Genomic DNA, 14,100 nt, shown 5'->3' with positions numbered 1-14,100 from the left:
ATCGATTAGATTTTGAAGTGGCAGTCTCGCAAAACCTCATATATATCAAGTGGGAAATAATCCGACATACTTTTATTGGTTGGATTCGGTACAGTTTAGCTTAGTGTGAGATAATATGAATTCTTATTATAATGATGATTTGGATGCTGGATATGTCAAATTCACAGATAATAAAATAGTAAAAACAGAGCCTATAAGCAAAAATATCTATGTTGATTTGGATAAAAACAACAAGCCAGTAGGGGTAGAGGTATTAGGCATGAAAAATAATGTCAGACAGAATGTTGAGGCTAGACAGATAGAGAATAGTTTATCTAATTTAGAATCTGACAAATTCAAAGAATTTGCCATTGATGAGTATATTATAGAATTAAAGAACAGATTTGGAAAGTTTTAGTAAAACAGAATATAGCAGATAATTTACTTGTAGATTACCCATCCAGGTTATTTGATGTATGAAGAAGAAGGAACGTCTTCAAAACCTGTTTTATACGTATATATCTAACCAATAAATAAAAGGTTGATTAAAAGAAAGACCTGAATATTTCATATGTATTATCAAACACTGCTAATTTTGACATATAAGAAAACTATCTTAGTATTAGAACCCTACTACCACAGGGAACTTAATCCCCACGGATGCCGTTCTCTACATCTATATGATACATATTATTTTGGCTCATCTTTTTAGTATGTTGCAATTATTAAATTCTAGTATGGTTATTACCTTTTTCTATGCCGAGATTCTTATTTCAACCAGACCCAATAGATGGTTATGAGTTTAATCCTATTCCTATAGACATACATTTAGGGATAATAAAAATCCCTACCGAAGAGATTTTAGATGATTTTGGGATAAATACTACTGAATCTGTGATTGTAGGAACTGATAGACTAGAGGTTCTAAATAGAATACAATCAGCATTTGCTCGAGAATTTATGGATTATGGGAAACTTAAAGAATCAGATATTCGACCTGTGGATTATAAAACTAAGCAAGCATGGTCAAGGATTAAGAATCATATTAAGAATATTGGAAAGATCTAATGCAAGCAGAATATGAGATAATTTTCGCTGATATATGCCTGACATTCTTTTTTGAGAACTTCGAAAGTTTTTCTACTGTCTTGATCTATTTACTTAAGTAAACTTGACTTTCAATATAGGCTGCTCTGGATGGAGTTATGAAGGCTGGAAAGGCAATTTTTATCCAAAAGATATGGAAAGTAAAGACTATTTATCCTATTACTCGAAATTCTTCAAATTTGTTGAGGTCGATTCTACCTACTATCACATACCTTCGAGATCTTCAGTTAGAGGTTGGAAAGACAAAACCCCTGAAGATTTCAAATTTTCATTGAAATTTCCCAAAGTAATAACTCATGAAAAGAAATTAGAGGATGTCGTTAAACCTCTTTCAATATTATTCTATTCATTAGAACCTTTAATTGAAAAAACACTAACGTTGCTAATACAACTTCCACCTTTTCTTTCAGAGAAGAAAGGTTTTGGTCCTTTACAAGCCATGGTTAGATATCTAGATAAACGATTCAGGTATTCTTTAGAAGTTCGACACTCTTCATGGTTTAATGATAATGTATACAATTTAATGAAGGAAAATAACATTTCCTTAGTTTGGAGTATAAGGGACAAACTGCAAACTCCATCGATAATAACTTCCGATCAGATTTATCTCAGATTCATAGGTGATAGAAGCATTTCAGAGATAGACTTTGGTAAGATAGTAAAGGACAGAAGAAAAGAGATGCTCGATTATGTAAAGCGGGTTAGAGAAACGCAAAATGAAGATTCAAGCATCCGAGACGTATTAATAGCCTTTAACAATCATTTTGCCGGCTTTGGTCCTCAATCCGTTAACGATTTTTTGAAACTGATGAATATGTCTGAGATGGATTGGAAGACTGAATTGGAGCGATACGAAAATAATTCTGGTCAATCCAATGAGAGACATCAATCTAGTTTATCGGATTTTCCTAAATAGATTTACGCTTTAATCAATTTCCGACAAACAAAACTATCATAATATAATTCTGTATAGTCTAAACGTCATTATTATCAATACCCATCATATTTACAGGTTGAATCTTTTTACAAATTAATGCTATGAACTAAAAAAAATCATTCAATAGACCGAGTCTTTTTTAACATAGATGTGTAAAGATCTTTTATGAAATTTATCTACACTTTATTTTTAATCTCTCTTGTATACACAATAATGAGTTCATCTGTTATGGCACGCAGTTTTGGTAGTGAAAACACCGCAATATCTTCGGACACAAATAAAGGAACTTTAATAGTAAATATGACCACTGTTAATGGTGATAAGGGTAAGAACAACTCCTCAGATTTTACCGTATATATTCATGCCAATGATCCCATCCCCGCAACATTTAAAGGAAATTCATCAGGAACTGTGGTAAAATTATCAATGGGAATGTACAGTGTTACAACTTCCTCCGTTACTAACTATAATTCCTCCCTTTCTGGTGACTGTACCGGTGGGATAATGAAGGTCGAAACCAAAATCTGCAACATAGTAAATACATATTCTTATCCTAATTAGTATCGTATATGATTAGAAAATATTTGTGGGATGTAATAGAGTCCCTCCACCACTGGGAACTTAATCCCCACGGATGAGAACTGTTACCTTTGATGAGGTTATACCTGTGATCCAAAGAGTATATCAAATGCCGTATTACCTCTCACTCAGACTCATTATTGTGAACGGCTTTTAAATGAGCCTTTATCACTTCATTAAGATTTCCCTTTATTTCTTTAACATTTTTCTTATATAGGATCATTTTTCCATCCTTATTCTCTTTGGTACAATAGATATTGACATGCCACATTTCGTTATTAATAGTTGGAAAATCAGAACGAAAGTGTGCTCCTCTGCTTTCTTCTCGCATAAGGGCACTTCTTATTATCGCCTCACATATTAGTAAAGATGACTTGACTTCTAAAGTTATGATGAGATTCTGGGTGTGGTATTCATTGTTTAATTCATTTTCATGTAATATTCGAATCCGAGAATGAAACCTGTCCTTTAGAATTAGAATTTTTTCTAAGCCTTTTTGAAGATTTGAAGCACTTCTTACTATTCCTACAAATTGGTCCATGAGACCTTGTATTTCCTTTCGAAAACTTAATGGGTCATTCAATACCATAATAGGGCCTGTTTCAAGATCTTTTATATCCATATACACTTTTGACTCTAATGGATTGTATTCTGAACTTTTCAACCGTTTTGCAAAAATAGAAGATTCTCTGCCTGCTATTTTTCCAAATACTATGGTATCAAGTAGACTATTACCGCCTAATCTATTGGCCCCATGAATCTGGCTTATTACTTCACCAGCTGCGAATAAACCCTCAACTTTTGTTTTACAATTTATATCAACCGATAATCCGCCCATAGAATAATGCGCAGTAGGAGCCACTTCCATTTTCTCTTTAGAAATATCGATCCCTGCTATATCCTTGAATTGTTTATACATGCTAGGCAATCTATCTAATATTTTTTTCAGAGAAAGATGGGTGACATCCAGCCAAACTCCTTTATGTATAGTACCTCTTCCTTCTGCAATTTCATGGTAAATGGCTCGTGCAACTACATCTCGAGGGCCTAACTCCATCCTATCAGGATAATATTTTTCCATAAATCGTTCATTTTTTGAATTCAACAAAATGCCTCCCTCTCCGCGGATAGCTTCTGTGGCAAGCGTACCTAATGCAATTTCAGGCCATACCATGCCTGTCGGATGAAATTGAACCATTTCCATATCTACTAAATCTATTCCTGCTTCATATGCCAGTTCAATTCCTTCACCATAGTGTTCATAATTTCTTGAACTACTTACCGAATATACCCTCGTGTAGCCACCTGAAGCAATTATTAAGGATTGGCAACCAAACTTGACAACTTGTTTGTTCTTAACATCGATACCAATTGCTCCTTTTACCTTATATGGTGAAGAATTCGATTGTTCACCAGTGTCGTCCATATAGTTTGTGACCAGCAACCTAGTAACATGGACATTATCCATGATAGCGATCTTTCTTTCAATAACTTGTTGCATCAGAACACGGATTATCTCATTACCAGTCCAATCTTCATAAAAAACAGTTCTTCTATATGTATGGGCTCCAAAGAAACGTTGGGTTAATCTCCCATCTTTTTCCCTGTGAAATCTAGCACCCCAGTTGACTAATTCCTGAATAGCATCAGGAGCACCCTTGCAAAGAATTTCAACTCTCTCGTAATCCGCAATATGTTCCCCTTCCACTAATGTATCAGAAGCATGTATCATCCAGTTATCCTTGGGATCCATATTTCCAAGTGCAGCATTTATTCCTCCTCTTGCAAGCACTGTATGCGGATCACCTTGTTCACTTTTGCTAATTATGAGCACCTCTGAACCATTGTCATGAGCTTCAATTGCAGCTCTAAGGCCGGCTGAACCACCACCAATAACTATGACATCATAAAAATAACTAGTCCGATTACTATTATTTTCCGTCATAAATATGTCTCATGGTAAAGACATTTAACAAATACTATACATTGAAAATAAGCTATGTTCAATGAATTGTAGCAAAGGTTATTAATATCAGAACATTCCAATTGGTAGCATATTTAGTAACAAGAGGTATCGAATGTACATGAATATGATTATAATCCATTATTAAAGATATTGTAGTAAATTCATATGAAATAATAGGGAAAATCATAAAAAACTGGAGTATATAATCAATAGAAACAAGTTGTACACTCCTGCTCTTTCTTACTCCATTGATACTTCCAATAGAACAGCATAACTTCTTTTGGCCTTATACATTACAATAACTTTATTCACTTTTGCTCTTACCTCCAAGTCTGCATCGCATTAAGAAGCAAAGGGGACGATCTATCCAAATGGGAATTGTAAATTCTATCTATTTGTCTTGTGAAAACGCATCATTATAGTACAATTTTAGTTCTACCTTTTTACTTTGCCGTGGTCCCACGTAGCATAAAACTTTGGTGTTATCTCTAATAAGATGGCATCTCCTTCTCTGATGTTACTTATGATAGTCTGTGACATGGGATGCGCAATGCTTCCGAGATATTTAACTACAATCTTTTCAATTATGGGCAGGTTATAATCAACGTCATCAGATATTCTTACTGTTCCCTTGCCACGAACTCCTTTGTAAGGTATCCTGTCATCGTCTATACAATAGTATATGATGTTATTCCTTCTTAGGTTTTGAGTTTTCTTAGATTCTCTCCCACTTTCTATGTAAATCTTGTAATTATTATTGTCAAAGTAATACCACGTAGGATGTATGTTGGGTTCTCCCTTTTCGTCTAAAGTTGAAATGTGAACATTTTTGTTGCTGTTGGCCAAGAAATCTCTAACTTCGTCTTCTGTCATTGGACCGCCAAATCCTGGTTCACTTGCATCGAGGATCTTCACAGCGTGCTTTGAACGGGATTGAATAAAAACATAGCCCAATTCCTTCGATTATTTACACAATTTTTTTCAAACAAAAAAGTTCATTTGAATCATCAATGTCTAGGTGTCTGTAATTTGAAAAATGAAAGATTAGGTCATGAAATTCATTTAAAGAAGCGTCCTACAGGATCTGTAAGAGTAGAAGACTTTGAACTAGTAAAGGTGGAAATTCCAGGCATAAAAGAGGAGGGTGATTTTTTGGTTCGAAACGTTTGGTTGTCTATAGATCCATTTTTGCGCATATATATGGTCAAAGGTACTAGGTTTGCTCCTCCTTTTGAACTACATAAACCACTTGACGGTGGATGCATTGGAGAAGTAATTGAATCTAAAAGCTCCAAGTTTAAAGTAGGCGATTATGTTAAGGCCAATTTTGGTTGGAGAGAATATTGGATAGGCAAAGATACGGAAAGTGAAAAAAAATCCATATCAAAAGTTGATCCAATCTTAGCACCCTTAAGATCTTTTCTGGGTTTAATGGGAATCACAGGCATGACAGCATATGTTGGTCTTTTTAAAATATGTAATCTAAGAGAAAGACAAGATACTGTGTTTGTATCATCTGCTGCAGGAGGAGTTGGGTCTGTTGCATGTCAGCTGGCCAAGATAAAGGGCTGTTATGTCGTAGGCAGCTGTGGTAGTGATGAGAAAGCAAAGTGGTTAGTTGATGAATTAGGAGTAGACAATGCTTTTAACTATAGAAAGATCGGCTTGGATAATATCTCTGAGGAATTAAATAGAGTATTTCCCAATGGCATCGATCTATATTTTGATAATGTTGGAGGTAAACATCTAGAGACAGCAATTAACAACATGAATACTTTCGGAAGGATTGCTTTGTGTGGAACAACATCTCAATATAATGACGAAGACAAGATATATTCTTCAAAAGGAGACCGACAAATTAACAAATCACCATCTTTAGGACCGTCTAATCTTTCTTTGGCTGTTTCACATAGGCTCAAACTTCAAGGTTTTATCTGGAGCGATCACTTTGATATTTTAAGTGAATTCAATGCAAACATGTCTAAATGGATTAGTGAAGATAGGGTAAAACTTAAAGAAAGTATTTTTGTAGGATTGGAAAATGCACCACACGCCTTTGTTAGTCTCTTTAGAGGAGATACTATAGGTAGAACTCTAGTTAGATTGTACTAGGTTAATAAATCATTGACACAATGAAGAACTTGAATACTATGGAGTAATAGATAACATAATTCTTTTGCTACAGAAGCGAATCCATCCTTCTATACTAATATTTATTAAGATATCAGATTTCCGATAAGCTGGACTCAAAGCCCACCTGTGGGGAATTGAAAATACAGAATACTATTTGATAGGTTCAACTTAAAATTAGATTTGTCATATGTCTATTACTAAACCCCCAGATTCCGATCCTTTGAGTTGTTGCAAACGTTATTTTACGTGACTACTGGGTGATGAAATAGGAAGAGTGGGTTAATAAGAACACCTATTCGTTTTATTTCATTTACTTCTCACATAATGGGATATAGTCAACCTTGAATCATATCTCACAGACGTATTCAAACAAATATGAGATATTCAGTAATTGGATAGAGTTCTACTTTGGTTTATTCTTAACCATCTAGAGATTCACCTGATCTGACTTTTACATTATCTCAAACCTTGTCGAAGTAGAGATTAAGAAATTAGAGATCCAAGGCTATAAAGAATTTTGGAAGCTGTTGTTTGGATACACATAGTATATATAATATAAACAGATTTTTCCAATCAAATTCATCTAGCAAATCTGATCACGAATTTAATTCGAAATTTACTATATTGTTATCCTCTTACCATATCGTTTCCTTTGATATAAGTTAGGGTACATGCTAAACCACCACAAATAACACTATGCTTAATATTCCTATGGAAAGGGCTATTGGAGTAGTTAATGTGTTCAACACTTCCACATTCTGAGGACCTATCTTTCCTTCGGTAAAGACAGTCAATACACCAGACCATGATAATCCTGCAAATATCATGAGCAAGGTTGTCAAGGGACCTCCAATATTCATACCGATCAGATGAATCCATGCCAATACATTTAACATGCCAGAAATCTGGCGCCTAAGATTGACCTCTAAGTGAATGTAAAAAATGGCGGTAACTGCTATGGCAACTATAAATATAAGATAAAACACTATCCCAAGGAAAAACCATTTTGCAGGGCCTTCAAAGGATAAAGATAGAAACTGTATCATGTCAAAGTTATTTGCAAAAATAAATTGGGAAGCCACCATTGATAACGCTAATGAGGTCATTATCCCTCCTTGAATTATAGCGGTAATGATGAATCGATTACCCCATTTTGTCCTATGTATATCATTTGTCATAAGACATTGTTACCTTTGGAAGTCACCTATTTTTCTACTTCAACAAAGATCTTATATCTGCAACGAATCTTAATGAACTTATTTTCCGTTCGTCATTCACCTGAAACCATGTACATACAAAGATCGACACCGGGGGCTCGCGATAATTCATTTCGTAGAGAAGGCATAGATCGTTCTTATCCTCAAACTCCTTTTTGATCTCAAATCTTGGTAGGTTGGCGTGTTCCAGATAGGTCACATATGGATCAGCTTGGCTAAATCTTGTTAGTTCAACAGGCCCAGGTGCCAGGACCGATACGTTATCGCTTAAGTAACTTCTAACAGTTTTAAAGTCTTTTCGCTCCAGAGCATCTACGAACTCCATCACAATTTCCTTGGCGCTTTTTGTAGAATCTTCATCCCTTTGCATGATATACTTAACGTTTGCTCTAACTATAAAAATTTTAAGCAAATATTTGCAAACGATTGCATTCTCATTCTTGCTAAATTATTATGAGTAAAGCATTCTTGAATTCTAGATAACTATCTAAAATGGTAACCATAAGGCTGACCTTCTTTGTAATACTCTCTGTTGCTGTTCTAATTTTAACTCATAAGAGATTTGCTAAAGATGTTAGTATAAGAATGATTAATAACTGTGATAGAACTCTACTACCACAGGGAACTCTACTACCACAGGGAACTCTACTACCACAGGGAACTTAATCACCACGCGGCCAAACTCGATGATATCTAATATGGTAATGAAATAAAGCTAAAATTGAGGTTGAAAGGCTGAATATAGCTAACAAAATACATGATGGGCTATACTATGTCAAGAAATTCAATTATCCATTTTCGTATTAGATTGGATTTGACGGTTGTCCAGTAATGAATATCGAAAGTTCTTGTCAGAGCTATATTTCTCGGTAGTCATTTGAATCACCTTGCAGTCTGATTATCTTATTTGTTCGATCTCCTGGGTTAATTGTGCTGCCTTTTCTGGCTGTCCCATATACATTGCTCTGGTATTTTGAAACGCAGTAAAACACCACTTTCCACTATCTTTATGATTTATCGCAACGATTGTATGTATGGAATTTCTCTCGGGGTTAATACTTGATTGATTGGCCTCAATTGTTCCACTTATGGCAACTATGATAGCAACATTTGGAATTGGAAATTTTATACTCTTAATTTTTCCTATCAAACGAGTTCCTCTCAGAAATTTGTCAAAGAGCATTTGATGAAATTCGGCAATCTCCCTACGACCAAACAAGTACGTACCATCAAATCCGATAAAATCTGCATCTTCCGCATATGGTTCAGCAAACTTTTGACCGTTGGCTTCATTCCATCCTTCAATCTTTTTTCTATATAGAGATTGCAATGCAAGTACGTCGTTATTAGACATTATTCTAGACGTGCTCCTTCACCATTACTATCGTCACCGTCATCACCGACTGCCTTCCAAAGTCTAAAAAGTGATTCATATTGTGCTAAAGGAACTACAAGTCCGAGCTGCAACATAAACGCCAAATCATCGCGTATGGCGTTATGTTCTTTAATCTTGCCATTCTCAAACCTGTGGGTGTGAACTGCCTCATATTTAAAGTAGCGACCGGTCGGAGGGAATGCAAAAAAGGGCCCTGTATGTGTTCCTCTAACGATATAATGTGCTATGACCGTGTTATGGTCTGAGTGGATTTCTTTTTCTTCATAGATAAGATCGGTAAATGCATTTCGTAATGATTTTACTGTATCAATAAACTCCGCAGGACCACTAAGCTGGTTTCGCATCCTAATCTGTTGTAATATATTTTCCGGTAGATCTTGAATAGAAGATACGTCGATATGAGATTCATGGTTGAAATATTTCTCGTGTACTAAATTCTCTACATTTTCTAAATTTCCCGTATTAACTATCTTGATCAATTGTCTTACTTTCTGTACGTTGGATAATTGTTCTGCTATCTTGGATCCGTTTGCATTATTGTATTTATTATTTACATTGGCGTTTGTCAATGGGATCATTCCTTTGTCTTATTCAATGGATATTGGCGGCCGTATGTCTCGCTATTGATTGATTCTATATCTTTATTCGAAAATGGATTCTCATTTGGCTTTAAGATTACCTTTAATCCTTGATCATTGTTTTTGCCAATGAATAGTTTTGTAATGTCTTGGGTGTTTACAATGGTGTTGATCGTAAACTCTAATTCTGATATTTTAAATTTACCAAACCAGTTGTAGATCTCATCGATATCCGCCGAAAACATGTCAAAAAAATTATTGTCCGAGTATCTAGTCTTGGTTTCAGGTATGTACACATCTTGCTGTCTATTTCTTTCAAACACCAATTGTATCTTCTTATTTTCAGAAAATTTTTTTTCCATATACTTTTTTAATTAGTTAATTATATAAATGTTTTAGTTACTAAATGATTTAGTTTGTTAACTTTAAAGTTTTTTTATCTAATGTTGTTGTTTGGTCTTTTTTGATTCTACCATTGAACGTAAGTGGATTGTGGCATCTTCCATAGCCTTAAGGGCTTTTGATAGATAATCAGTTATTACTTCTAATTCTTTGTCATCATAATCTGAAAATATTTTATCCATGCCCTTTTGCATTATTTCAAATAGAGGACCTATATCCATTAACGCCTTTTCTCTAAGGGGAATAACATATACTAGACGCCTGTCTTGTTGATCTCTTTGCCGAAGTACATATCCGGCCTTCTCTAATCTATCAACAACGCCAGTTATTGCACCAGCGGTTAGACTTGTTTCACCTGCAAGTTGATTCCCTGTCAGCGGCTTTTCTGATCTCAATATTACATCAAGACATTTATGGTCGATCTCGCTTAGTCCAAGATAGTTTGCTATCCACTGATGAAAGAATATTGTTCTTGTGCTTATATCTCTAGCCAGATAGTTGAGTAATTGGATTCTTTCTTTACGTTTGCTAGATGCCTTTACCATGCTTTTCAACTAATGATATAATAGATCTTATATTATCTTTTAGATTGCTAATCATTTAGATCCTAAAGTAAAAAGGGACCTATCTTCAGATTTTTTGATTTTAAAAATGCAGTGAATGGTACAATCTCATTATGGCATATTAGCATATAAAATTCAGTCTATATATTTTCTTGATTAAATAATATCTTTGATATTTTATTTCGTCACATATTAGGACTCTATTCAAACTTGAATCGTATCCCCACGCGCCCAGACTACCGATTAACCATAATCAAAAATTCTTCTAATGTACGACAATAATTGAGTTTGAAATTGGATATGAAATGGGAAAAATGAAAATATGTTATAACATATTTTTGGGAATGATTCGCAATTGTTAAATATGATAGATTGTATAATTATATCAACATGATCAGAAAGGAGATTGTCTTGGCAATATCGATTTCTCTGGTTCTTACATTAGTTCCAACCACTTACGCTCAAAAGGGCAGCTTTATAGTAGAGGTGACATTTGTCGACAGTTCAAGAAATGGACCAAATGATGTAAGCGTGTACATAGAAGAATATCCGCAATACTCGCGGGACAATATCGATTTGATTGATGCAATGTATGATGATGATCCCGATAGTCCGGATGGACAGTATACAACTAGAATAGTTATGCCGTCAGGTTTAATCGATGCAAATGAGGATTTTCATGTTTGTGTGGTTGACGAGGATGATGGAAGCATATATGATTGCTTTGAAATGACCAACAGTCCTAAGAAAGGTCCAGAACACCTTACAGTGAGGGTATGACAAAACCATCCATCAAGATATAATTTTTTTTGACTGTGATCACGGATCTTGTATATTGGACCTTTCACATTAAAGATCCATATTTTGCAATATGGTTCCTCTTTGTCCATAAAAGTTTAAGCGTCTCATTCTATTATTGATTATAGAATCTTGTTTAAAATACCGATACAGATATGAAGTCCCACGCAGCAATTATGAAAATCATTCGATAATGGATATGAGGATTATCTTCTTCCGTTAAAATCTTTGTTCCAGATCTTCTCTTCATGCAATTAGCATGTAGGCTATAAAATTAATGAAATAAAATGTAAAGAAAAACAGGTGTTGTCAAAAATAATTGAAAAAGGTCTATTTATCGCCTAGTTGTCACCACCACCACTGTCATCGCTTCCACCACTGTCATCGCTTCCACCACTGTCATCGCTTCCACCACTGTCATCGCTTCCACCACTGTCATCGCTTCCACCACTGTCATCGCTTCCACCACTGTCATCGCTTCCACCACTGGTATTATCATCTTGTCCATTGCTATCATTATTATTACTACTGCTATCTCCACTTGAACTATCATCATTATTGCCGTTTTCATTTTGCTCTTCATTGTTCTCTCTTTCTTCTAATATCTTGTCCATTTCCTCGATTGTTAGATTGTCCTCCTCATTGTCATCTTGCCAGTCTATTGAATCGTATTTCTTGTCAAAACGTGGATCCTGAGGCTTATCTTGTGATTGCGGATAGGAGTAGGTTGTTGTAACTGTGACGTCAACGTAATATTTGATCTTATTTTTACCATCTCCGCCATTATCATTATCATCATTTTGTTCTGTGATTGCACCTGACACCCCATCAAAGACAAAGGTTTGATTAGGTGCGAGGTAATAGTTTGCTACTAATCCGTTATCAAGTTCCATACTAAAGTTCTTGGTATTTACTGGCAAATCAAATTCGTCTATTGCCTCTCCATATCCTATTGATGATTTAACATCACTCAAGTCATATCCAGATATCGGACTTGTCATAGTTGCTGATAAAAGTATTATCGAAGTTATTGTCGCTAAAGTCATTATAAAATAATTGTTATTGTTCAATCTTGTATTCATCTTTGGTTTTCTGCCTATTCTTGGAAAAGAAACTCATTCTTGTTAATAATATGATAACAATTTTAATATATATACTTTTTAATTGTAATTGCTTTTGGGAACTTTGTTACATGTGAAAACTAGTAAGTTATACAATGTCTGTAAATCAGTCTAGGAACGAAAATACTTATCCATCAATAGTTATAAAAATTGACAACGCCATTAAACAAGTAGAATTTTGTGCTTTTGATGGATTTTGGTATTTATTACAAATATTTATAAATAGCAAGTGAGTAAGTTTGTTATGGTATTACAACTACCAGTTCAAGTAAAGAATATGTTAGCGATAAGGGAACACAGGATACATCATTATTTATGGCATGCTGTACGAGATGGATGGTTAAGGTTTGATCCCACAGCACAAAATGATTTAAGAAACAAAGGTTGGGAGCCTCCAAGACCTGCTTTAGATTCAAACCGTCGGGCTATTCATACTAATGGCTCAGGGGAGGATTTTCTGTTTATGCACAGGCAAATGATCATACATGTTAACAGTATGCTATCTCAGATACAGGATCCATCTTATCCAGCAGTCAAAGGATGGGTTGCGATTCCGTCGCCAAGTGATATTGATTATCCAGTTCCAATATGGGCTGATGCACCACCTTCCATACAAGATTCAAAAACGTCTGATTTCTATGACAATTGGATGAAACCCAGGGAGATTTACTATACTGATCCAAGTAATCTAGCACAAATTACTTTAGGCGAACTAGGTTCTAGATTGGAATATTCAATTCACAACGCAATGCATCTTCGATGGTCTTCGAAACCTTTGGAATTTAGGCCACCTATAGAACCGACAAATGCTGATACAATTGATGTTAAGTGGGATAACCCTTCCTATGACTTTCTGGCAGATACCTACTCTAGTCATGTTAACCCTATATTTTGGAAGCTTCACGGTTGGATTGACGACAGAATTGAAGACTGGAAGCAGGCTCATGGTATTACGGGACCAATACCTTGGAGTGTACAATGGAATAGAAACATGATGCCTCATCATGGCATTGTTCATGCTACAGATTCTATGGTTACCATTGAAGAAACTTCAACTGAAGACAGTTTAACTAATATGCTTGAGGTTGCTAAGATAGTGCAAAAAACAAATGTATTTCCATCGTTTGAAATTCTAGATGATGGATTCCACTAACTTTTTTTAGCGGATCCAAAAATAGTATATATAATATTTCTTCCATTTTAGTACTGACAGATTATATTCAACCTTGATTCGTATCCCCACGGAAGCTGTTCTACCACTCTGATACATATTATTTTGGCTCATCTTTTTGAATGTTGCAATTATTAAATTCTAGTATGGTTA

General features: G+C 35.0%; 16 protein-coding genes. 7 read left to right on the top strand and 9 right to left on the bottom strand.

Translation table 11 applies throughout. The annotated features are described in order from the left end of the window. Positions 1-115 precede the first annotated feature (115 nt). From AB0A59_RS14220 to AB0A59_RS14205, 4 genes are all read left to right on the top strand, one after another. Entirely contained in the window at positions 116-397 is a 282-nt protein-coding gene (locus AB0A59_RS14220; RefSeq protein WP_458744830.1) for a DUF2283 domain-containing protein, read from the top strand. Positions 398-735: 338 nt separating this feature from the next. Further along, on the top strand, positions 736-1,047 hold the full coding sequence (locus tag AB0A59_RS14215; protein ID WP_458744828.1) for a hypothetical protein: 312 nt from the start codon (positions 736-738) through the stop codon (positions 1,045-1,047). 103 nt (positions 1,048-1,150) lie between these two features. Beyond that, entirely contained in the window at positions 1,151-2,002 is an 852-nt protein-coding gene (locus AB0A59_RS14210; protein ID WP_458744826.1) for a DUF72 domain-containing protein, read from the top strand. 234 nt (positions 2,003-2,236) lie between these two features. Then, positions 2,237-2,584, top strand: coding sequence for a hypothetical protein (locus tag AB0A59_RS14205; protein WP_458744825.1), 348 nt, complete (start codon positions 2,237-2,239; stop codon positions 2,582-2,584). 142 nt (positions 2,585-2,726) lie between these two features. Here AB0A59_RS14205 and AB0A59_RS14200 read toward each other — a convergent pair whose 3' ends face one another. Next, positions 2,727-4,547 (bottom strand): FAD-binding protein, encoded by a 1,821-nt coding sequence (locus AB0A59_RS14200; RefSeq protein WP_458744823.1) that lies wholly within the window; start codon positions 4,545-4,547, stop codon positions 2,727-2,729. A 456-nt stretch (positions 4,548-5,003) separates the two neighbouring features. Beyond that, positions 5,004-5,483: a pyridoxamine 5'-phosphate oxidase family protein gene (locus tag AB0A59_RS14195; protein WP_458744821.1), complete on the bottom strand. Its 480-nt coding sequence runs from the start codon at positions 5,481-5,483 to the stop codon at positions 5,004-5,006. A 114-nt stretch (positions 5,484-5,597) separates the two neighbouring features. Here AB0A59_RS14195 and AB0A59_RS14190 point away from each other — a divergent pair, with 114 nt between their 5' ends. Beyond that, positions 5,598-6,680, top strand: a complete 1,083-nt coding sequence (locus AB0A59_RS14190) for an NADP-dependent oxidoreductase (RefSeq protein ID WP_458744819.1) — start codon at positions 5,598-5,600, stop codon at positions 6,678-6,680. Between the two features lie 695 nt (positions 6,681-7,375). Here the strand turns inward: AB0A59_RS14190 and AB0A59_RS14185 are convergent. From AB0A59_RS14185 to AB0A59_RS14160, 6 genes are all read right to left on the bottom strand, one after another. Then, positions 7,376-7,879 carry a hypothetical protein gene (locus tag AB0A59_RS14185; protein WP_458744817.1) on the bottom strand — a complete coding sequence of 168 codons (504 nt, stop codon included), beginning with the start codon at positions 7,877-7,879 and terminating at the stop codon, positions 7,376-7,378. Positions 7,880-7,913: 34 nt separating this feature from the next. Next, positions 7,914-8,288, bottom strand: coding sequence for a nuclear transport factor 2 family protein (locus AB0A59_RS14180; protein WP_458744815.1), 375 nt, complete (start codon positions 8,286-8,288; stop codon positions 7,914-7,916). A gap of 528 nt (positions 8,289-8,816) precedes the next feature. Further along, a complete protein-coding gene (locus tag AB0A59_RS14175) occupies positions 8,817-9,272 on the bottom strand; it encodes an SgcJ/EcaC family oxidoreductase (RefSeq protein ID WP_458744813.1) in 456 nt (151 codons plus the stop codon). Further along, on the bottom strand, positions 9,272-9,883 hold the full coding sequence (locus AB0A59_RS14170; RefSeq protein ID WP_458744811.1) for an ester cyclase: 612 nt from the start codon (positions 9,881-9,883) through the stop codon (positions 9,272-9,274). The genes AB0A59_RS14175 and AB0A59_RS14170 overlap by 1 nt, the downstream gene beginning before the upstream one ends. A 5-nt stretch (positions 9,884-9,888) precedes the next feature. Further along, on the bottom strand, positions 9,889-10,254 hold the full coding sequence (locus tag AB0A59_RS14165) for a hypothetical protein (protein WP_458744809.1): 366 nt from the start codon (positions 10,252-10,254) through the stop codon (positions 9,889-9,891). 78 nt (positions 10,255-10,332) lie between these two features. Then, entirely contained in the window at positions 10,333-10,839 is a 507-nt protein-coding gene (locus tag AB0A59_RS14160) for a MarR family winged helix-turn-helix transcriptional regulator (protein WP_458744807.1), read from the bottom strand. Between the two features lie 408 nt (positions 10,840-11,247). Here AB0A59_RS14160 and AB0A59_RS14155 point away from each other — a divergent pair, with 408 nt between their 5' ends. After that, complete coding sequence (locus AB0A59_RS14155) at positions 11,248-11,637, top strand: hypothetical protein (RefSeq protein WP_458744805.1); 390 nt, start codon at positions 11,248-11,250, stop codon at positions 11,635-11,637. A 359-nt stretch (positions 11,638-11,996) separates the two neighbouring features. Here AB0A59_RS14155 and AB0A59_RS14150 read toward each other — a convergent pair whose 3' ends face one another. Then, positions 11,997-12,737, bottom strand: coding sequence for a hypothetical protein (locus tag AB0A59_RS14150; protein WP_458744803.1), 741 nt, complete (start codon positions 12,735-12,737; stop codon positions 11,997-11,999). Positions 12,738-13,020: 283 nt separating this feature from the next. Between AB0A59_RS14150 and AB0A59_RS14145 the strand changes: the two genes are divergently transcribed. After that, positions 13,021-13,929, top strand: a complete 909-nt coding sequence (locus AB0A59_RS14145) for a Tat pathway signal protein (protein ID WP_458744801.1) — start codon at positions 13,021-13,023, stop codon at positions 13,927-13,929. Positions 13,930-14,100: the final 171 nt, after the last annotated feature.

This window comes from Candidatus Nitrosocosmicus sp. T (assembly GCF_054408485.1).
This window is presented reverse-complemented; position numbering and strand designations above follow the sequence as displayed.

Coding starts and splice junctions, on each gene's coding strand:
- AB0A59_RS14220 (WP_458744830.1), top strand. CDS start 116: ATGAATTCTTATTATAATGATGATTTGGATGCTGGATATGTCAAATTC.
- AB0A59_RS14215 (WP_458744828.1), top strand. CDS start 736: ATGCCGAGATTCTTATTTCAACCAGACCCAATAGATGGTTATGAGTTT.
- AB0A59_RS14205 (WP_458744825.1), top strand. CDS start 2,237: ATGAGTTCATCTGTTATGGCACGCAGTTTTGGTAGTGAAAACACCGCA.
- AB0A59_RS14200 (WP_458744823.1), bottom strand. CDS start 4,547: ATGACGGAAAATAATAGTAATCGGACTAGTTATTTTTATGATGTCATA.
- AB0A59_RS14185 (WP_458744817.1), bottom strand. CDS start 7,879: ATGACAAATGATATACATAGGACAAAATGGGGTAATCGATTCATCATT.
- AB0A59_RS14180 (WP_458744815.1), bottom strand. CDS start 8,288: ATGCAAAGGGATGAAGATTCTACAAAAAGCGCCAAGGAAATTGTGATG.
- AB0A59_RS14175 (WP_458744813.1), bottom strand. CDS start 9,272: ATGTCTAATAACGACGTACTTGCATTGCAATCTCTATATAGAAAAAAG.
- AB0A59_RS14165 (WP_458744809.1), bottom strand. CDS start 10,254: ATGGAAAAAAAATTTTCTGAAAATAAGAAGATACAATTGGTGTTTGAA.
- AB0A59_RS14160 (WP_458744807.1), bottom strand. CDS start 10,839: ATGGTAAAGGCATCTAGCAAACGTAAAGAAAGAATCCAATTACTCAAC.
- AB0A59_RS14155 (WP_458744805.1), top strand. CDS start 11,248: ATGATCAGAAAGGAGATTGTCTTGGCAATATCGATTTCTCTGGTTCTT.
- AB0A59_RS14150 (WP_458744803.1), bottom strand. CDS start 12,737: ATGAATACAAGATTGAACAATAACAATTATTTTATAATGACTTTAGCG.
- AB0A59_RS14145 (WP_458744801.1), top strand. CDS start 13,021: ATGGTATTACAACTACCAGTTCAAGTAAAGAATATGTTAGCGATAAGG.